General features: G+C 72.9%; 18 protein-coding genes and 2 pseudogenes. 9 read left to right on the forward strand and 11 right to left on the reverse strand.

The window, feature by feature from the left end:
* Positions 1–1,339: acyclic terpene utilization AtuA family protein (locus CCN42_RS11460; RefSeq protein ID WP_086735114.1), on the reverse strand; the 1,339-nt coding region annotated here is incomplete at its 3' end.
* Positions 1,336–2,151, reverse strand: a complete 816-nt coding sequence (locus CCN42_RS11465; protein ID WP_086735116.1) for a TIGR03084 family metal-binding protein — start codon at positions 2,149–2,151, stop codon at positions 1,336–1,338. The genes CCN42_RS11460 and CCN42_RS11465, both read right to left, overlap by 4 nt.
* 41 nt (positions 2,152–2,192) lie before the next feature.
* On the opposite strand from CCN42_RS11465, the pseudogene CCN42_RS11470 reads away from it, so the two are divergent.
* Positions 2,193–2,695, forward strand: a pseudogene (locus CCN42_RS11470) (helix-turn-helix domain-containing protein); the annotation flags it as partial.
* A gap of 101 nt (positions 2,696–2,796) precedes the next feature.
* On the opposite strand, the gene CCN42_RS11475 reads toward CCN42_RS11470, so the two are convergent.
* A complete protein-coding gene (locus tag CCN42_RS11475; protein ID WP_245877239.1) occupies positions 2,797–3,741 on the reverse strand; it encodes an EamA family transporter in 945 nt (314 codons plus the stop codon).
* 199 nt (positions 3,742–3,940) lie between these two features.
* Here CCN42_RS11475 and CCN42_RS11480 point away from each other — a divergent pair, with 199 nt between their 5' ends.
* The gene (locus CCN42_RS11480; RefSeq protein ID WP_086735120.1) at positions 3,941–4,477 is read left to right on the forward strand and encodes a VOC family protein; all 537 of its coding nucleotides are present in this window, start codon (positions 3,941–3,943) and stop codon (positions 4,475–4,477) included.
* Entirely contained in the window at positions 4,470–5,273 is an 804-nt protein-coding gene (locus tag CCN42_RS11485) for a MerR family transcriptional regulator (protein WP_086735122.1), read from the forward strand. The genes CCN42_RS11480 and CCN42_RS11485 overlap by 8 nt, the downstream gene beginning before the upstream one ends.
* Positions 5,274–5,301: 28 nt before the next feature.
* On the opposite strand, the gene CCN42_RS11490 is transcribed toward CCN42_RS11485, so the two are convergent.
* A complete protein-coding gene (locus tag CCN42_RS11490) occupies positions 5,302–8,127 on the reverse strand; it encodes an FAD-binding and (Fe-S)-binding domain-containing protein (RefSeq protein WP_086735143.1) in 2,826 nt (941 codons plus the stop codon).
* 142 nt (positions 8,128–8,269) lie between these two features.
* Between CCN42_RS11490 and serC the strand changes: the two genes are divergently transcribed.
* The gene (gene serC, locus CCN42_RS11495; RefSeq protein WP_086735124.1) at positions 8,270–9,388 is read left to right on the forward strand and encodes a phosphoserine transaminase; all 1,119 of its coding nucleotides are present in this window, start codon (positions 8,270–8,272) and stop codon (positions 9,386–9,388) included.
* Between the two features lie 78 nt (positions 9,389–9,466).
* Here serC and CCN42_RS11500 read toward each other — a convergent pair whose 3' ends face one another.
* The 3 genes from CCN42_RS11500 to CCN42_RS11510 all read right to left on the reverse strand — a co-directional run bounded on the left by CCN42_RS11500 (position 9,467) and on the right by CCN42_RS11510 (position 11,762).
* The gene (locus tag CCN42_RS11500; RefSeq protein ID WP_086735145.1) at positions 9,467–9,916 is read right to left on the reverse strand and encodes a hypothetical protein; all 450 of its coding nucleotides are present in this window, start codon (positions 9,914–9,916) and stop codon (positions 9,467–9,469) included.
* 62 nt (positions 9,917–9,978) lie between these two features.
* Positions 9,979–10,800, reverse strand: a complete 822-nt coding sequence (locus CCN42_RS11505) for an ABC transporter permease (protein ID WP_086735126.1) — start codon at positions 10,798–10,800, stop codon at positions 9,979–9,981.
* Positions 10,797–11,762: an ATP-binding cassette domain-containing protein gene (locus CCN42_RS11510; RefSeq protein ID WP_086168745.1), complete on the reverse strand. Its 966-nt coding sequence runs from the start codon at positions 11,760–11,762 to the stop codon at positions 10,797–10,799. The genes CCN42_RS11505 and CCN42_RS11510 overlap by 4 nt, the downstream gene beginning before the upstream one ends.
* Positions 11,763–11,858: 96 nt before the next feature.
* Here CCN42_RS11510 and CCN42_RS11515 point away from each other — a divergent pair, with 96 nt between their 5' ends.
* Together CCN42_RS11515 and CCN42_RS11520 are read left to right on the forward strand one after the other, a co-directional pair.
* A complete protein-coding gene (locus CCN42_RS11515) occupies positions 11,859–12,641 on the forward strand; it encodes a TetR/AcrR family transcriptional regulator (protein WP_086735128.1) in 783 nt (260 codons plus the stop codon).
* 56 nt (positions 12,642–12,697) lie between these two features.
* Positions 12,698–13,447, forward strand: a complete 750-nt coding sequence (locus tag CCN42_RS11520) for a sporulation protein (RefSeq protein WP_086735130.1) — start codon at positions 12,698–12,700, stop codon at positions 13,445–13,447.
* Positions 13,448–13,483: 36 nt separating this feature from the next.
* Here the strand turns inward: CCN42_RS11520 and CCN42_RS11525 are convergent, their stop codons facing one another.
* Positions 13,484–14,458 carry a hypothetical protein gene (locus CCN42_RS11525; RefSeq protein WP_086735132.1) on the reverse strand — a complete coding sequence of 325 codons (975 nt, stop codon included), beginning with the start codon at positions 14,456–14,458 and terminating at the stop codon, positions 13,484–13,486.
* A 99-nt stretch (positions 14,459–14,557) separates the two neighbouring features.
* Between CCN42_RS11525 and CCN42_RS11530 the strand changes: the two genes are divergently transcribed.
* The 3 genes from CCN42_RS11530 to CCN42_RS11540 all read left to right on the forward strand — a co-directional run bounded on the left by CCN42_RS11530 (position 14,558) and on the right by CCN42_RS11540 (position 16,937).
* Entirely contained in the window at positions 14,558–15,232 is a 675-nt protein-coding gene (locus CCN42_RS11530; RefSeq protein ID WP_086735134.1) for an SGNH/GDSL hydrolase family protein, read from the forward strand.
* Between the two features lie 72 nt (positions 15,233–15,304).
* Positions 15,305–15,892, forward strand: coding sequence for a Uma2 family endonuclease (locus tag CCN42_RS11535; RefSeq protein ID WP_086735135.1), 588 nt, complete (start codon positions 15,305–15,307; stop codon positions 15,890–15,892).
* A 52-nt stretch (positions 15,893–15,944) separates the two neighbouring features.
* Complete coding sequence (locus CCN42_RS11540) at positions 15,945–16,937, forward strand: aldo/keto reductase (RefSeq protein WP_086735137.1); 993 nt, start codon at positions 15,945–15,947, stop codon at positions 16,935–16,937.
* Positions 16,938–17,070: 133 nt separating this feature from the next.
* On the opposite strand, the gene thpR is transcribed toward CCN42_RS11540, so the two are convergent.
* From thpR to CCN42_RS44350, 3 genes and pseudogenes are all read right to left on the reverse strand, one after another.
* Positions 17,071–17,643, reverse strand: a complete 573-nt coding sequence (thpR, locus tag CCN42_RS11545) for an RNA 2',3'-cyclic phosphodiesterase (protein ID WP_086735139.1) — start codon at positions 17,641–17,643, stop codon at positions 17,071–17,073.
* Positions 17,644–17,797: 154 nt separating this feature from the next.
* Positions 17,798–19,165 (reverse strand): MFS transporter, encoded by a 1,368-nt coding sequence (locus CCN42_RS11550; protein WP_086735141.1) that lies wholly within the window; start codon positions 19,163–19,165, stop codon positions 17,798–17,800.
* Between the two features lie 30 nt (positions 19,166–19,195).
* Positions 19,196–19,321, reverse strand: a pseudogene (locus tag CCN42_RS44350) (MarR family transcriptional regulator); the annotation flags it as partial.

A 19,321-nucleotide genomic window follows, 5' to 3' on the forward strand; every position in this document is an offset into this window, starting at 1 on the left:
GCGGCAGCGGCCCGGGGAGGGGCGGCTCGTCGAGCGGACGCAGAGGACGGCTGTCCTCGGGCGCGGCCACGGCGATCCGGCGCCCGTCGGGGAGGACGGCCACCTGCTCGACGTCGCCCTGCGGGACGTACACCTCCTCGAACACCCCGTAGGGGGAGCCCTTCTCGGGTGGCGCCAGCACATGGAAGCCGGGATAGCTGGCGAGGGCGAGTTCCACGGCGGCGGCGGTGAGCGGCCGTCCGACGACGGTCTGGTCCGGGTCGCGGACGACCAGCCGGAGCAGGGCGCTCGCGGTCTCCTCGGTGGCCGCGTCGGACCGGTCGGTGCGGGACAGCTCCCAGCGGGTCTCGGCGGGCGGCGACGTGGCCAGGACGTCGCCCATCTGCTCCTTCACCAGCGCCGCCTTGGCCTCGATGTCCAGCCCGGTCAGCACGAAGACGACCTCGTTGCGGAAGCCGCCCAGCCGGTTGACCCCGACCTTGAGCGTGGGCGGCGGGGCCTCCCCGCGCACCCCCTCGATCCGCACCCGGTCGGGCCCGTCCTGGGCGAGCCGTACGGTGTCCAGCCGGGCGGTGACATCGGGCCCCGCGTACCGACCGCCGCCCGTCTCGTACAGCAGCTGCGCCGTGACCGTGCCGACGTCCACGAACCCGCCGGTGCCGGGGTGCTTGGTGATCACCGAGCTGCCGTCGGCGTGGATCTCGGCCAGCGGGAATCCGGGCCGGCGGACGTCCCCGTCCCGGAAGAAGGCGTAGTTTCCGCCGGTCGCCTGCGTCCCGCACTCCAGCACGTGCCCGGCGGCCGCGGCCCCCGCGAGCCGGTCGTACTCGGTCGGCGCCCACCCGAAGTGCGCGGCGGCGGGCCCGGTGACCAGGGCGGCATCCGTCACCCGCCCGGTGACGACGATGTCGGCCCCCTCCCTCAGGCAGGCGGCGATACCGAAACCGCCGAGGTAGGCGTGGGCGGCGAGACTGCCGGGGTGGGCGGCGGTGAGGTCGTCGCCCGCGACGTGGGCGACCCGGACGGGGATGCCGAGCCGGTCCGCGAGAGTGCGCACCGCGTCGGCGAGACCGGCGGGATTGAGCCCGCCGGCGTTGGTGACGATCCGCACGCCCCGCTCGTGGGCGAGCCCGAGGGTGTGCTCCAGCTGCCGCAGGAAGGTCCGCGCGTACCCGGCGCCCGGGTCCTTCAGCCGGTCCCGGGCCAGGATCAGCATGGTCAGCTCGGCGAGGTAGTCACCGGTGAGGACGTCCAGCTCACCCCCGGTCAGCATCTCGCGCAGCGCGTCGAAGCGGTCGCCGTAGAAGCCGGAGGCGTTGCCGACACGGAGTGCGGTCACGGGGTGCCCTCTCCCTGCGCCGGGCGGCCCGCACCGGGCGGGCCCGCGAAGGCCTGCGCGATGTCGAGCCAGCGGTCGGCGTCCGGGCCCGCGGCGCGCAGGGCGAGGTCGGCGCGGTTCGCCCGCTGGGTGACGAGCAGGCAGAAGTCGAGGGCGGGCCCGGTGACACGCTGGGACGCGTCTTCCGGCCCGTACGCCCACCGCTCCCCGGCCGGGCTGATCAGCTCGACGCGGAAGGGCGCGGCGGGAGCAGGCAGACCGTGCACGGAGAAGGCGAAGTCCCGGGTGCGGACGCCGAGGCGGGCGATGTGGCGGATGCGGTCGGTGGCGGCGCCGGTGACGCCGAGCGCGTCGGCGATGTCGAGTCCGTGGGCCCACGTCTCCATGAGCCGGGCGGTGGCCATGGACGCGGCGGACATCGGCGGGCCGTACCAGGGGAAGCGAGCGCCGGCCGGGGCGGCGCGGAGCGCCCGGCCGAGGGCGGTACGGCCGTCCCGCCAGCGCGCCAGCAGTTCCGCGGGCGGCAGTTTCGCCCCCTCCTCGGCGCCCTCGTCCACGAACGAGTCCGGCGCGGCGAGCGCCTTCTCGACCAGCGCCCGGAAGCCCTCCGCGTCGGTCACCGCGACCAGCGCGGAGTGGTCCGTCCAGGCGAGGTGGGCGATCTGGTGGGCGACGGTCCAGCCGGGGGCGGGGGTCGGAAGCGTCCAGCGGTCCTGCGACAACTCGGCCACCAGGACGTCGAGTTCGTCACTCTCGGCACGGAGGTCGTCGAAGACGGGCAGAGGCGTCGGCGAGGGCGTCGGGTCGGCCATGGGGGGAGCATGGCAGCGGGCACAGAAACAATCAAGCACGCTTGCATGGATTTGTTCTCCACAACGCCACATGCCCGGCGCGGGAGGCGGCGGGGCTGACCCAGGCGCAGCTCGGCTCGATCGTCTTCTGCACGGGGTCCCTGATCGGGCGGATCGAGACAGCGGCGAAGGTTCCCCAGCGGGAGCTGTCCGAGCGGCTGGACGCAGCGCTGGGGACGGACGGGTTGTTCTCGCGGTTGGTGGGGCTGGTGCTGCGGAGTCAGTTGCCGAGTTGGTTCCGGCGCCGCATGCGGAGATGGAGGCGAAGGCGGCGTACGTCTCGTCGTAGCAGGCGCAACTGGTGGACGGCCTGCTCCAGACAGACGGGTATGCCCGAGCGGTGCTCGGCACGCGGGGCGATGGGGACGTCGACGGCAGGGTGGCCGCACGACTGGAGCGCCGGCGCATCCTGGAGCGGGAGCATCCGCCGGTGGCCTGGGTGGTGCCGAGTGAGGCCGTGCTGCACCAGGAGGGCGGTGGGGCAGGGATCATCTCTCGATATCTGCCGACGCCGCCCTGTGGGCATAGGGGACTGGGCCGGGCACGTGCTCCGGGTGGTTCACGGAACCGAACGCAGCGCGCCGGCAGGCCCCCACTCGCCCGCCGTCAGGAACCGCCCTCGACCCGGGCCTGCTTCCCCCGCCCCACCTGTGTCCGCACCGCGCCCATGCTCGCGGCGATGACCAGGGCGATGGCGAGGGCCTGGGTGTGGGTGAGGGCCTGGTCGAGGAGGAGGAAGCCGGCCGTCGCGGCGATGGCCGGCTCCAGGCTCATGAGGACGGCGAAGGTGGAGGCGGGCAGGCGGCGCAGGGCGAGGAGTTCGAGGGTGTAGGGGAGGACGGAGGAGAGGACGGCCACCGCCGCGCCCAGGCCGATGGTGACCGGATCGAGCAGCTTGGTGCCGGCCTCCGCGATGCCGAGCGGAAGGAACAGCACCGCGCCCACCGCCATCGCCAGGGCCAGCCCGTCGGCCTGGGGGAAGCGGCGGCCGGTGCGGGCGCTGAAGACGATGTACGCGGCCCACATCGCGCCCGCGCCCAGTGCGAACGCCGCGCCCACGGGGTCGAGGTCGCCGAAGCCTCCGCCGCCGAGGAGGAAGACTCCGGCGAGGGCGAGGCCCGCCCAGACCAGGTTCACCGCGCGGCGGGACGCGAGCACCGACAGCGCCAGTGGGCCCAGCACCTCCAGGGTCACCGCGGGGCCCAGGGGGATGCGGTCGACGGCCTGGTAGAAGAGGCCGTTCATGCCGGCCATGGTGAGGCCGAAGACGACGACGGTCCCCCAGTCGGTACGGGAGTACCCGCGCAGGCGCGGCCGGCAGACCAGCAGCAGGACCACCGCCGCCACCGCCAGCCGCAGCGCGACGACGCCGAGGGCGCCCGCCCTCGGCATCAGCATCACGGCCAGGGCGCCGCCGAACTGCACCGAGACACCGCCCGCGAACACCAGGCCCACGGGCCCGAGCGAGCCGAGCCGGCGCGGGGTGCCAGGGGGTGCGGTGGACGGGGAGGCGACGGCGGATGCGGTCGTGGCGGTGTCCGGGGTGGTCACGGGCGGTCCAGGGGGCTCGGTTCGCTGACGGTCGTTCATCTCGCTGTACTACGAAGTCCAGGGTAGTGGACTGGATCAGGTGTGTGAAGCGATGACGCCACTGACATCGACACGTCGTCGCCACCCTCACCGGCACCGCCGTCGGCATCGGCGGCGGTGGCTTGACCCTCACCCTGCGGGAGGCTGAAGGGTGAGGTGCATGAGCGACTACTACAACGCGTTCGAGATCAGCCCCGTGCCCGCTCCCGGCCCGGACGCCGTTCCGCCGGAGCCGTTCCGCGGCATCTACGGAATGCCCGCGTTCGCGACGATCCCCACGAACGATCTGGCGGCGTCGGTGGACTTCTGGGTGCGCGGGCTCGGATTCTTCGAGCTGTTCAGCATCCCCGGCAGGCTGGTGCACCTGCGCCGGTGGGCGTTCCAGGACGTCCTCCTCGTCGCGGCGGAGAGCGTTCCGGCGCAGGCACCGGCGATGAGCCTGAGTTTCGCGTGCGTGCTCGGCGAGGTCGATTCCCTCGTCGAGGCCTGCCGGGCGGTGCGCCCGGACTCCGTGGACGGGCCATGGGACACCCCCTGGAACACCCGCGACACAACGGTGATCACCCCCGAGCAGGCACGGGTCGTCCTCACCGCGGCGAAGCCCTTCGATCCGGCAAGTCAGGAGGCACGGAACCTTGCAGCCATCGGTATCACCCCACCGGACGCCGCTCGCGGCGACAATGCGGAGCATGCCTGATGCCACCGACACCGATGGCCTGACCGTCGGCCAGGTCTCGGCGCGGCTGGGCGTGACCGTCCGCGCGCTGCACCACTGGGACGAGATCGGCCTGGCACGGCCGTCGCTGCGCACGGCTGCCGGATACCGGCTCTACACCGCCGGTGACCTGGAACGCCTGCACCGCATCGTCGTCTACCGCGAGATCGGTCTCGGCCTGGACAGGATCCGGGACGTCCTGGACGACTCGGCCGCGGACGTGCCCGGCGCGCTGCGCGCGCAGCGCGCCCAGGTCGCCGAACGGATCGACCGTCTCCAGCGGCTCGGCGCCGGACTGGACCGGATGATCGACGCCCACGAGCGCGGCCTGCTGCTCACCGCCGAGCAGCAGGCCGAGATCTTCGGCCCCCGGTGGGACCCGGACTGGCCCGCCCAGGCCCGCCGGCGCTACGGGGACACGGCACAGTGGCGGCAGTACGCCGAACGCTCGGCCTCTCGCGGTCCGGAGGAATGGCAGGCCGTCGCCGACGCCATGACCGGCTTCGAGCGCGCCCTCGGGGAGGCGATGGACGCCGGTGTCGCACCTGGCAGCCCGGAGGCGGATCAGCTCGTCGAGCGGCACCGCGAAGTCTTCGCCTCGTACTTTCCGCTCACCCGGCAGATGCAGGTCTGTCTCGCCCGCATGTACGAGGCCGATCCGGGCTTCGCCGCGCACTACGACGGCATCCGTCCCGGCCTGGCCGCCTGGTTCCGCCGGATCGTCGACGCCTGCGCGCGCGCCCACGGCATCGACCCCGACACCGCTGCCTGGGAGTAGGGTGCGGATCCCCGCGGCGGCCAGGGCCTCAGGGCGCGTCCTCGGGAGCGGGCCGGGCGTCCATCCCTTCCGCCAGCACCTCCGCCAGGTGCCGCCCGCGCACCCCGCCCAGCTGCTCCAGCTGGGTCCGGCAGGAGAAGCCGTCCGCGAGGACCACCGCCCCCTCGGGGGCTTCCCGGACCGCGGGCAGCAGCTGTTCCTCCGCGCAGGCCGCCGAGACCGCGTAGTGGCCCCGTGCGAAGCCGAAGTCGCCCGCGAGGCCGCAGCAGCCGCCGGACAGTTCGCCGGTGAGGCCCGCGGCGGCGCGCAGCCGGCGGTCGGGGCCGTCGCCGAGGACCGCGTGCTGGTGGCAGTGGGTCTGGCCGACGGCCGGGCGGTCGAGGCGGGGCGGGATCCAGTCGGGGGCGAGGCGGTCCAGGGACTCGGCGAAGGTGAGGACGCGGGAGGCGAGGCGCTGGGCGCGCGGGTCGTCGCTCAGCAGCTCGGGCAGGTCGGTGCGCAGGGCCGCCGCGCAGCTCGGTTCCAGGACGACCACCGGGGTGCCGGACTCCAGCACGGGCGTCATGAGGTCCAGCGTGCGGCGCATGACGGTACGCGCGCGGTCGAGCTGGCCCGTGGAGACGTACGTCAGGCCGCAGCAGACCCGGGAGCGGCGGCGCGGCGGTGACGGCGGCAGGGTCACGTCCAGGCCCGCCGCCTCCAGGACCCGGACCGCCGCGCGGCCCACCGAGGGCGTCAGGTGTTCGGTGAAGGTGTCCGGCCACAGCACCACCTCCGCGCCCCGCGCCCCCGCGGGACGCCGCCGCCCTCCCCACCACCGGCTGAACGTCTTCGGCGCCAGTCGCGGGATCTCCCGTTCCGCCGCGATCCCGCCGAGCCGTTTCCCCAGCCGGGCCAGCGGCCGTATCCCCGCCAGCGCGTTGACCAGCGGGGCCGTGCGCGTACGGTCCACCGCGCGCAGCCACTGCGGGAGCCGGCCCATGCTGTGGTGAGCGGCGGGGCGGCGGCGCCCGGCGTAGTGGTGGTGCAGGAACTCCGCCTTGTAGGTGGCCATGTCGACGCCGACCGGGCAGTCCGAGCGGCAGCCCTTGCAGGACAGACACAGGTCGAGGGCGTCGCGGACCTCCGTCGACCGCCAGCCGTCGGTGATCACCTCGCCCGCGAGCATCTCGTGGAGCAGCCGGGCCCGTCCGCGCGTGGAGTGCTCCTCCTCGCCGGTCGCACGGAAGGAGGGGCACATGACGGACGGCCCGCCCACCGTCGTCGTACGGCATTTCGCCACGCCCACGCACCGGCGGACCGCCGCCGGGAAGTCGCCGCCGTCGGCCGGGTAGCCGAAGGCCACGTCGACCGGGCGGCGGGGCAGGGGGGCGAAGCGGAGGTTGGCGTCGAGGGGGTGCGGGCGGACCAGCATGCCGGGGTTGAGCAGGTCGTCCGGGTCCCAGACGGCCTTCGCGCGCTCGAAGAGGGCCACCGTCTGCGCGCCGTACATCCTCGGCAGCAGTTCGGCCCGCGCCTGCCCGTCGCCGTGCTCCCCGGAGAGCGAGCCCCCGTGCGCGACCACGAGGTCGGCCAGTTCCTCGGAGAAGGCGCGGAAGCGGGCCACGCCTTTCCCCGTCAGCAGGTCGAAGTCGATGCGGACGTGGATGCAGCCGTCCCCGAAGTGCCCGTACGGCGTGCCGCGCAGGCCGTGAGCGGCCAGCAGCGCCCGGAAGTCGCGCAGGTAGGCGCCGAGCCGGGCGGGCGGCACCGCGCAGTCCTCCCAGCCGGGCCAGGCCTCGGTGCCGTCCGGCATCCGGGTCGCCGTGCCGCTCGCGTCCTCCCGGACGCGCCACAGCGCCCGCTGCGCGCCCGGGTCGGTCACCACGAGGGCGTCGACGACGTCGGCGGCCCGCCGAATCGCCTCCGCACGCGCGCGTGCCTCCGCCTCCGACTCCCCGCCGGCCTCCACGAACAGCCAGGCCCCGCCCCGCGGCAGGGCGGCGGGGGACGGCACCAGGTCGGCGGCCATGCCCTCGACGGTCAGCGGCCGGTACGGCAGCAGGCCCGCCGCCGCCTCGGCCGCCGCGCTCTCGTCGGCGTACCCCAGCACCGCCAGCGCCCGGGCGCGGGGCGCCTCCACCAGCCGCACGACCGCTTCGGTCAGCACCCCGAGGGTGCCCTCGGAGCCGCAGAAGGAGCGGGCGACGTCGGCGCCCCGCTCGGGCAGCAGCGCGTCCAGCGCGTAGCCGGAGATCCGGCGCGGCAGCTCCGGGAAGCCGGTCCGCAGCCGGGCCAGTTCGCCCTCCACCAGTGTCCGCAGCCCTTCCGGCGCCCCGGCCCAGCCCGGCCCGAGCCGCAGCCGCCGCCCCCGCGCGGTGACCACCGCCAGCTCGCGCACGTTGTCCGCCGTCGTCCCCCAGGCGACCGAGTGGGAGCCGCAGGAGTTGTTGCCGATCATTCCGCCGAGGGTGCAGCGGCTGTGCGTGGACGGGTCGGGTCCGAAGCGCAGTCCGTGCGGCGCGGCGGCCTCCTGGAGCCGGTCGAGGACGAGCCCCGGCTGGACGACGGCCGTGCGCGCGCCGGGGTCCAGGGCCAGCACCCGGTTCATGTGCCGGGTGAAGTCCAGCACCACCCCGGTCCCCGTCGCCTGCCCCGCGATCGACGTGCCGCCGCCTCGGGCCACCACGGGCACCCCGCGCTCCCGGCACACGTCCAGCGCCGCCGCCACGTCGTCGGCGTCCCGGGGCGCGACGACGCCCAGCGGGACGCGCCGGTAGTTGGACGCGTCCATGGTCGTGAGCGCCCGCGCCGTGGTGTCGAAGCGCACCTCGCCCCGGACGGCGGCCCGCAGTTCGGCTTCGAGATCCGTCATGCCTCCAGCATGCATCCGACCACTGACGGTGACGGTGCGGCCGTTCCGTTCGTAGATCAGCACAGGTCCACGAGGTGGAGATCTCGTCTCATCCGACGGACACGTTTCCGCCGGGTTTCACCGACCGGATACGCTCCGTCTCGTGGCTGAGATCCAGATTCCTGCTGACATCAAGCCCGCGGACGGTCGATTCGGCGCGGGTCCCTCCAAGGTGCGGGTGGAGGCGCTGGACGCCCTGGCCGCCACCGGTACGTCCCTGCTCGGCACCTCCCACCGCCAGGCCCCGGTCAAGAACCTGGTCGGCCAGGTGCGCGAGGGCATCTCCGAGCTGTTCCAGCTGCCCGACGGCTACGAGGTCGTCCTCGGCAACGGCGGCTCCACCGCGTTCTGGGACATCGCGACCCATGGTCTGATCGAGAACAAGTCGCAGCACCTGAACTTCGGCGAGTTCAGCTCGAAGTTCGCCAAGGCCGCGAAGCTGGCCCCCTGGCTGGCCGAACCGACGGTGATCGCGAGCGACCCCGGCACGCACCCCGAGCCGCAGGCCGAGGCGGGCGTCGACGTCTACGCCTTCACGCACAACGAGACCTCGACCGGTGTCGCCATGCCGGTCAAGCGGGTCGAGGGCGCCGACGAGGGCGCCCTCGTCCTGGTCGACGCCACCTCCGGCGCGGGCGGCCTCCCGGTCGACATCGCCGAGACGGACGTCTACTACTTCGCCCCGCAGAAGTCCTTCGCCTCCGACGGCGGCCTGTGGATCGGTGTGTTCTCCCCGGCGGCGATCGAGCGCGCCGAGCGGATCCACGCCTCCGGCCGGCACATCCCGGAGTTCTTCTCGCTGCCGACGGCGATCGACAACTCCCGCAAGAACCAGACGTACAACACCCCGGCCCTGTCCACCCTCTTCCTGCTGAACCAGCAGCTGGAGTGGATCAACGGCCAGGGCGGCCTGGACTGGGCGGTGCGCCGCACGGCCACCTCCGCGCGGACGCTCTACGGCTGGGCCGAGGACGTCAAGTTCGCCAACCCGTTCGTCGCCGACCCGGCCAAGCGCTCGGCCGTCATCGGCACGATCGACTTCACCGACGAGGTGGACGCCGCCGCGGTCGCCAAGGTGCTGCGCGCCAACGGCATCGTCGACACCGAGCCGTACCGCAAGCTGGGCCGCAACCAGCTGCGCGTGGCGATGTTCCCGGCGATCGAGCCGTCGGACGTCGAGGCGCTGACCAAGTGCGTCGACTACGTCATCGAGAAGCTCTGACCTTCCCGGTCGACGGCCGAGTACGACGACGAGGGGCGCCCGGTGAATACCGGGCGCCCCTCGTCGTCGCGTCCGCCGTCACTCCTCGTGCTCCACGGCCGTGCCGTCCGGCTTCCGCCCGAAGGCGGCCGCCACCACGGCGGGGAGGTCCGCCTCGGGGACCTCGGCGCGGATCTCCTCCAGGACGCGCGTGAACTCCTCGTCGTGGATGACCCCCAGGTGCTCCTGGCGCAGCCGGTGGACGACCGCGACGAGTTCGGGCCGCAGCCGCATCCACGCGCGGGAGGTGCGGATCTCCTCCTCCACCCGGTCCATGAACCAGCGCACCACGTCGTAGGGGATGTCCAGGTGCGGGCCGTCGGGGTTGAAGCACACCGTCGGCTCCCGCGCCGGGTCCTCGTCGGGGACGATCGCGGTCACCAGGTTCCGCTGCCGGCCGACGAGGTCCAGTTCCAGGTACCAGGCGTCGCCGGGCACGGAGTACAGCGAGGTGATCGCGAAGTCGCCGTCCGGATGGGTGAAGTGCATGGCCGCATGCTGACACGCGGGGACGGCCATGCGCCGCCGAATATGCGGCCGGGCCCGCCGCCTCAGCGGCTGAGCCGCTGGAACCGCCGTACCGCCAGCGGCAGGAAGATCGCCGTGAGGATCAGCGGCCAGATCCCGGACATCAGCAGCGCGTGCTGTTCCACCCAGGAGTCGCCGTTGCCGGCCGGGGTGCCGAACAGGTCGCGGGCGGCTGCGGCCGTCGAGGAGATCGGGTTCCAGGCGGCGACCCAGCCGAGCCAGTCGGGCATCAGCTGCGGGGCCACGAAGATGCTGGAGATCATCGTCAGCGGGAAGGCGACCGCGAACAGGCCGCCCGCGGCCTCCGGGTTGGGCACGATCAGCCCCAGCCAGACGCCGACCCAGATCAGGGCGAACCGCAGCCACAGCAGCAGGCCGAACGCGCCGACGAAGCCCCAGCCGCCGTCCGGGCGCCAGCCCATCGCGAGGGCGGTCAGCATCATGATGGCCAGCTCGGCGCAGGCCACCAGCAGGTCGGTGACGCCCCGGCCCGCCACCACCGCCGACGACGCCATCGGCATCGAGCGGAAGCGGTCGATGACGCCCTTCGTCGAGTCGTAGACCACCACCGTCGCGGTGTTGATGAAGCCGAACGCCATCGTCATGACGAACATGCCCGGCATCAGGAAGTCCTTGTAGTCCCCGCCGCCGGGCACCTGCATGGCGCTGCCGAAGACATAGCCGTAGAGCAGGACCGACAGGATCGGGAAGCCGAGCTGCCAGGCGATGTTGACCGGCTGGCGCTGATAGTGGGTCAGGCCCCGGCGGACGATGTTCCAGCAGTCGGAGAGCACCCAGTGCGCGCGTCCGCGCGCGGGGGCCTCGGTGAGGTGCGCAGTGGTCATGCCGCGGTCTCCTCGTCCTTCTTGGCGCGGTGCCCGGTCAGGCGCAGGAACACGTCGTCGAGGCTGGGCCTGCGCAGCCCGATGTCCTCGACCTTCACGCCCTCGTCCTGGAGGGTGCGGGCGACGTCCGTGAGGGCGGCCACCCGGTCGGTGACCGGCGCGTGCACGCGCAGCTCGGTCTCGTCGGACTCGGGTTCGCCGTCCGCGACCCGGGCGATCGCCTTCGCCACGCGCGGGAGGTCCGCCCGGTCGGCGGCCACCACCTCGATTCGGTCGCCGCCGACCCGGTCCTTCAGCCCGTCCGGGGTGTCGTCGGCGATGGCGCGGCCCTGGTCGATGACCGTGATGCGGGAGGCCAGCTTGTCGGCCTCCTCCAGATACTGGGTGGTCAGCAGGACCGTGGTGCCGCTCGCCACCAGGTCCCGGACGGACTCCCAGACCTCGCCCCGGCTCCTCGGGTCGAGTCCGGTCGTCGGCTCGTCCAGGAACAGCACGGCCGGGGCGAGGATCATCGACGCGGCCAGGTCCAGGCGGCGGCGCATACCGCCGCTGTAGCCGCCCACGCCCTTGTCGGCCGCGCCGGTCAGGTCGAACTGCTCCAGCAGCTCGGCCGCCCGCAGCCGGGCCCGCTTGCCGCCGAGGTGGAAGAGGCGGCCGAACATCTCCAGGTTCTGGCGGCCGGTCAGCACCTCGTCCACCGCCGCGTACTGGCCGGTGAGGCCGATCCGGGCGCGCACCTCGCGCGGCTGCCGGGCCACGTCGAGGCCGGCCACCTCGGCCCGTCCGCCGTCCAGCCGGATCAGCGTGGACAGGATACGCACGGCGGTGGTCTTGCCGGCCCCGTTCGGACCGAGCAGGCCGTGCACGGTGCCCTCGCGGACCGCCAGGTCGAAACCGTCCAGGGCGCGTTTCTCGCCGTACCGCTTCTCCAGTCCCTCGGCGTGTACCGCGTAACCGTCCATCGCTCTCTTCCTCCCCTTGACCCCTCAACTGCTTACACCGTACCCGATTACGCTTACGCTGTAAGCAGTTTTTTTCCGGGGTCCTAAGCTGAGGTCATGACGAGCGGCGGCAAGGGAATGACCGACACCAGTGGCAGCGGCGACATCGTCCGCACCCTGGAACTGCTCTGGGACACCGGTCCACGCCCGAGCCGGGGCCCCAAGCCCGCCCTCACCCTCGACCAGATCGTGGAAGCCGCCGTCCGGGTCGCGGACACCGAAGGCCTCGAGGCGGTCTCCATGCGCCGCGTCGGCGCCGAACTGGGCACCAGCGCCATGTCGCTGTACCGGTACGTCCCCGGCAAGGCCGAGCTGCTGGACCTGATGCTGGACCGCGTCCAGCGCCCCGGCGAGGACCCCGGCAGCCTCGGCGACGACTGGCGCTCCGCCCTGGAGGGCATGGCCCGCGCCACCCTCGCCCTCTACCGGCGCCACCCCTGGCTGCTGCACGTCAACCAGTCCCGGCCGATCCTCGGGCCGAGCGCGCTCGACGGCATGGAGAAGGTGCTCTCCCGCATCCGGCCGATGGGGCTGAGCGACCCCGAGCTGATCTCGGCGATCCTGGTGATCGACTCGTACGTCGTCGGCGCCGCGCGCACCCAGGTCTACCAGGAGGAGGCCGAGCGCCGGTCCGGGCTGACCACCGCCGAGTTCTTCGCCGCCCAGGCCCCGGTCCTGGAGAAGGTCATGACCACGGGGCGCTACCCGATCATGGCCGGCCTCTCCGAGGACACCTGGAGCTCCGACTTCGACCACTTCGAGTTCGGACTGCAACGGATCCTCGACGGACTGGACGTGTTCGTGTCACAGCGGGCACGGGAACGATCAGCGGACACGTAGGCTCCCGGCGTCGGCGTTCACGGTGAACCGCCGGCTCAGGGAGGGGAACCCACCACATGGCACTTCGTACGTTCCTGCGCACCCTCGGCGCGGGCGCGCCGTCCGTCGACACCGTCGTCACCACCGCCCGCGTCCAGCCCGGCGCCCCGCTCCAGTGCGAGGTCACCGTGCGCGGCGGCGGCGCGGACCTCGACGTGGAGCGGCTGCGGCTCGAACTCGTCGTCCGCGCCGAGGACCTGGAGCCGGACGGCTCCACCGGCTGGACCAACCCGTACGTCGTCACCGAGGCGACCGTCGGCCCCTTCCGGCTGCCGGAGGGCGAGACCGTGGTCCGGCGGATCGCGCTGGACGTGCCCTGGGAGATGCCGCTCACCCACGAGCGGGGCCTGAAGCTGTCCGGCAGCCGCGTCGCCGTCCGCACCGAACTGGCCGTGGACAGCGCCGCGGACAAGGGCGACTTCGACGAGATCGAGGTGCACGCGCTGCCGTCCCAGGAACTGCTCTTCCAGGTCTTCCAGGACCTCGGCTTCCGCTTCCACGAGTCCGAGGTCAAGCTCGGCAAGGAGCGCTGGCCGGACCGGATGAAGGACCGCCGCACCGCGCCCTTCTGGCAGGAGCTGGACTTCTGGTTCCCCGCCTCCTGGAACCGGGGCACCCAGGAGCTGGAGACGGTGCTCATCACCCGGCCCGACGCACTCGACGTCCACCCCGGCGGCTACCCGCCGGTGACGCTGCCCGCCGGTGAACTCGACCGCGACGCCTGGCGGCAGGCGGTCGAGGAGCACATCCGCTCGTACTGGGCCTGACCGGCCCGCCGGGGCCCGCCCGCCGGGCCCCGGCACTCACTTCCTGCGCCGCAGCCTGCTGAGCCCCAGCAGCGCGACCACGGCCGCGCCCACGGCGAGAGCGCCCTTGCCGATGCTGATCCCGCTGCCGTCCCCGTCGTCGTCCCGCGCGGACCCGCCCGCCGGCGCGGGCGACTCGGATCCCCCGGCCCCGCCGCCGGGCACCTCCCCGGGCTCCACCGAACTCCCCTCGCCCTCGGCGCCGTACATCAGCCGCGACCCGTCGGCGGTGTACGTGACGGACTCGCCCTGGCCGAGGAACGGCACGCTCAGCCGGCCGGTCCTCTCGATCCTCCCGCCGTTCCAGTCGTAGGCGACCGCCCCGAAGTAGCTGCGCACGACGAGCTGTTCGCCGTCCGGGGACAGGGCGGCGTCGGTGGCCTCCAGGTCGGGGACGTCGGCGACGCGCGTGAACACGTTGCCGCCGGAGGCGGTCAGTTCGGCCGGCCCCTGGTACAGATGGCTGCCCCGCTCGTCCTTGTCGACGATGTAGACGCGCCCCGTCCTCGGGTGCACCACCAGCGACTCGGCGTCCCGCGCGCCGTCCGCGTACGTCACCACGTACTGCGTGGCGGGCACCGTCGCGTCCTTCAGGGTCTTCGGCTCGGGCAGCCGGTAGATCCAGACGTGCGACCAGCTGCCGCCGAGGTTGTCGCCGATGTCGCCGACGTAGATCTGGTCGCCCGGCCCGATGGAGATGGCCTCGACGTCCCGCGGGCTGCCCACCCCGGTGAGCGTGAGCGTCGCGACCGTCTCGCCCGTCCGGCTGTCCACGGCGTAGAGGTGGGCGCCGTCGTCGCTGTCGTTGTGGGTCCAGTAGATCCCCGGGTGCTGCCGGGAGGCGGCCAGGCCGCTGGACTCGGTGATGCGCGGGTCCTTGATGGTGAACGCCTCGTCGGCTGCGGAGGCGGGCGGCAGGGCGAGCGCGCCCGTGACAAGGGCCGCGGCGAGGAGCACGAACGTTCGGCGCATGCCCCAAGCCTGCCACCCCCGGCCCGCGTTCACGGCGCGTGGCAGGCCTCACACCCCGCGCCGAGTCCGCCCGTCCCGCGGATCGTCCATCATGAGCGGATGCTCAGGTTCATGCCCGTAGGCGACTCCATGACCATCGGCAGCGCGGGCGAACACACCTGGCGTCACCGTATGTGGCAGCACCTGTGCGCGACGTACGGCGGCCCGTTCACCCTCGTCGGACCGCGCGAGACGCTGTACGACAAGACGGCCGACGCCCCCACGTCGTACGCCTACGCCGACCCCGACTTCCCCCGCGCCCACCTGGCCGGCTGGGGCGAGGGCTGGCTGCACATGGCCCCGCTCATCGGGGCCGCGGTGCGCGAGACCCGCGCGGACGTCCTGCTGGTCTCCCTCGGCCTGATCGACCTGGGCTTCTACACCAACGCCGAGCAGACCGCGGAGAACGTGCACGCGTTCGTCGCCGCCGCCCGCGAGGCCAAGCCGCGCGTCCGCATGGTGGTCCTGCCGGTGATCCCCAACGTGCGCGCCCAGCAGGATCCCCCGTTCGCCGAGCAGGTCAGCCGCTTCAACGAGCTCCTGGCCAAGGCGGTCGCCGACCTGGACACCGCCCGCTCCCCCCTGCTCCTCGCCTCGCCCCCGGCCGCCTGGGACATCCACCGCGACACCTACGACGGCACCCACCCCAACGCGAGCGGCGAGCACAGAATCGCGGGCGCGTTCGCGGAGGCGATGTGGCAGGGGTGGGGGGTCGGCGGCGAGTACGGCGCGTGACCGGTCCGTCGTTCGTATCGTTGTACTGCGCGGACGCACCCGTTCGGGGAGCGGCCGGGGAGGAGCGCCACGATGACCGTCCTTGAAGACAGGATCGAGATGGCCGAGAGCGACAACACGATGACGCTCGACGACATGTTCGAGCGGCTCGAGAAGATGCCCGTCCCCGAGGGATACAAGGTCGAGATCGTCGAGGGGACCGTCTACATGTCGCCGCAGCGGGACACCCACTGGGAGATCATCCTGGACATCGTCGAACAGCTGCGCACGAAGTATCCGCGCAAGCGCATCAAGTCCGACGTGCGGATCGACTACCCGGGGCACCTCAACGGCTTCGCGACCGACGTGACCGTGATGGCGGAGGACGCCACGAAGACGGAGAGCGGCCACTGGTGCTGCGAGGACGTCATGTTCGTCGCCGAGATCATCTCCAGGAGCACCGGCCAGAACGACTACGGCCCCAAGAAGACCGCCTACGCCACCGCCGAGGTCCCGGTCTACCTGGTCGCCGACCCGTACCAGGGCCGCTGCCACCTCTACACCGACCCCAAGGACGGTGACTACGAGGTCGAGACGATCGTGCCCTTCGGCAAGGACCTCGATCTCACCGGCACCGTCGTCGACCTCGTGCTGAGGACCGACGAGTTCCCCCGCGACTGACCGCCGGTCCGCCCTTGCTTCGAGCGCACTTCAAGCCGTTGGCTAGGTGTTCATGAAGTACACGCAGCTCGGACGCACGGGACTCAAGGTCAGCCGGCTCGTCCTCGGCACCATGAACTTCGGCCCGCAGACCGACGAGGCCGACAGCCACACGATCATGGACGCCGCCCTGGACGCGGGCATCAACTTCTTCGACACCGCGAACGTGTATGGATGGGGGGAGAACAAGGGCCGCACCGAGGAGATCATCGGCAGCTGGTTCGCCAAGGGCGGCGGGCGCCGCGACAAGGTCGTCCTGGCCACCAAGGTGTACGGCAACATGGGCACGGACGGCACCCCCGTCTGGCCCAACCACGACAAGCTGTCCGCGGTGAACATCCGCCGCGCGGTCGACGCCAGCCTGAAGCGCCTCGGCACCGACCACATCGACGTCTACCAGTTCCACCACATCGACCGGGCCACCCCGTTCGACGAGATCTGGCAGGCCATCGACGTCCTGGTCCAGCAGGGCAAGATCCTCTACGCAGCCTCCAGCAACTTCCCGGGCTACAAGATCGCTCAGGCCAACGAGGCCGCCGCCCGGCGCGGCTCGCTCGGTCTGGTCAGCGAGCAGTGCCTGTACAACCTGTTCGAGCGGCGCGCCGAGATGGAGGTCATCCCGGCCGCGCAGGAGTACGGGCTCGGCGTCATCCCCTGGTCGCCGCTGCACGGCGGCCTGCTCGGCGGAGTGATCCGCAAGGAGGGCGAGGGCAGCCGCCGCGCCTCCGGCCGGTCCGCCGAGACCCTCGCCGACCCGGCCGTGCGCACCCGGCTCCAGTCGTACGAGGACCTGCTCGACAAGCACGGCCTGGAGCCCGGCGAGGCCGCCCTGGCGTGGCTGCTCACCCGCCCCGGCGTCACCGGGCCCATCGTCGGCCCCCGCACCCTGGCCCAGCTGGAGTCGGCCCTGCGCGCGGTCGAGCTGGAGCTGTCACCGGAGCTGCTGACCGGCCTGGACGACATCTTCCCGGGCCCGGGCCCGTCCCCGGAGGCCTTCGCCTGGTGACAGCGGGCAGCGGCCCCCGAGGGGCGCGGGGCCGCTAGCCGCCCACCGCCGAAGCCACCGCGACGAGAACGAACATCAGCACGAGTGCACCGGCCATGATCCGGTTCCGGGTTTTCGGGTCCACGTACCGAGACTAACCGGCCCCGCCCAGCGGCCAGCGGGCGACCGCCTCGTACCGCGGCTGTTCACCGGGCTCTGCGGACCGCGGAAGGTTGCTGCGGACCAGGACCAGCTCCGCCACCGTCCAGGTGCGGCTGGTGAACGCGTGGAGGTCCTGGACGTACGGCCGTACGTCCACGGCCGTACGGCTGCGGGCCACCGTCAGGTGGGCCTTGTACCGGCGGTGCTCCCCCATCGGGACACCCGCCTTGCGCGCCGCGGACTCCGCGCGGTCGGCCAGCAGCCGCAGGGTCGCCACGTCACCGTCCGCCCCGGTCCACAGCGCCCGCCCGTGCCCGAACTGGCCGCCGCCGCGCAGCGCCAGCGGGAAGGGCTCGGTGCGGTGCGCGGCGCGCTCCAGGCGGGCCGACAGCGCGGGCACCAGCTCCTCGTCCACCTCGCCGTAGAACGCGAGCGTGAAGTGCCAGCCGGGGCGCCCGGTCCAGCGCAGCTCGTCGGCGCCGGGCAGCCGCCTCAGCCGCTCGACCTCCCTCGCCAGCTCATGGGCCACGTCCTGTGGGGGCAGTACGGCGGCGAACAGTCTCATGGGCCCAGCCTGCCACCACGGGGCGATGGAGATCACCCTCAGGGACGGCCGGCCCGACGGCCTCCGCGCGATGCCCGGCATCCTCGACAGCCGCGTGGAGTGGCCGGGGCAGGTGCCGGCCCGGAGGGTGTGAGCCTCCGGGCCGACGGGCCGCTCATGCCGCCGTGGCCAGCCGTTCCCGCCGCTCGCGCGGCACGAAGCGCACCGTCGGGTGCCCGTGGCTCCAGCCGACGGCAAGGCGCAGGCCACCGGTGCGGGCCAGGATCAGACCGATCGTGGCGGCGGCCAGCGCGGCGACCGCGCCGCCCGCGGCGAGGCCGGCCCGGGCGCCGTAGGTGTCGGTGATCCAGCCGACGATCGGGGCGCCGACCGGGGAGCCGCCGAGGAACACCATCATGTAGAAGGCCATCACCCGGCCGCGCATGGCCGGGTCGGTGGCCATCTGGATGCCGGTGTTGGCGGTGACGTTGACGGTCATGCCGAAGATGCCGAGCGGGACCATCAGCGCCGCGAACATCCACAGCTGCGGGGTCGCCGCGGCGATGATCTCCACCGTGCCGAACACCAGCGCCGCCGTGCTCAGCAGCCGCAGGCGGGCCGTGCCGCGCCGGGCGGCGAGCAGGGCGCCGGTGACGGAGCCGACCGCCATGAGGGTGTTGAACAGGCTGTAGGCGCCGGCGCCGGCGTGGAAGACGTCGTCGGCGAAGGCGGTGAGGTAGACGGGGAAGTTGAAGGCGAAGGTGCCGACGAAGCCGACCAGGACGATCGGCCAGATCAGCTGCGGGCGGCCCGCGACATAGCGCAGGCCTTCGCGGAGCTGTCCCTTTCCGCGCGGGGCGCGCTCGACGACGTGCAGTTCGCTGGTGCGCATCAGCAGCAGTCCGGCGATGGGCGCGACGAAGGACAGGCCGTTGAGCAGGAACGCCCAGCCGGTGCCGACGCCGGTGATCAGCAGGCCCGCGACGGCGGGGCCGACCAGGCGGGCGGACTGGAAGTTCGCCGAGTTCAGGCTGACCGCGTTGTGCAGCTGGCCGGGGCCGACCATCTCGCTGACGAAGGACTGCCGGGCCGGGTTGTCGACGACCGTGGCGAGGCCGACGGCGAAGGCGGCGACGTACACGTGCCACACGGCGACGTGGCCGGTCAGGGTGAGCGCGGCGAGCGCGAGGCCGGTGACGGCCATGGCGGACTGGGTGACCAGCAGGGTGGGCCGCTTGGGGAGGCGGTCGACGAGGACGCCGCCGTACAGGCCGAACAGGAGCATCGGCAGGAACTGCAGCGCGGTGGTGACACCGACGGCGGTGGCGGAGCCGGTGAGGCTGAGCACCAGCCAGTCCTGGGCGATGCGCTGCATCCAGGTGCCGGTGTTGGAGACGACCTGGCCGAGGAAGAACAGGCGGTAGTTCCTGATCTTCAGCGAGCTGAACATGGAGGCCTTGGCCTTGCGGGGGGCCTCGGGGGCGGATGCGGGGTCGTGGGTGGTCGGTGCGGGGGCGGAGTCTGCTCCGGATCCCGTACTCAAAAGGGTTCGCCTCCTCCTTGCGACTGCTGCCTACAGGTGCGCGAGCTTCTCCAGCACGGGGGCGGCGGCGCGCAGCTTGGCCCACTCGTCCTCGTCGAGGCCCTCCACCAGGGTGGCCAGGAAGGCGTTCCGCTTGCGGCGGCTCTCCTCCAGCAT

The sequence above is a fragment of the Streptomyces glaucescens genome, from assembly GCF_002154375.1.
In the GTDB taxonomy this organism is placed as follows: domain Bacteria; phylum Actinomycetota; class Actinomycetes; order Streptomycetales; family Streptomycetaceae; genus Streptomyces; species Streptomyces glaucescens.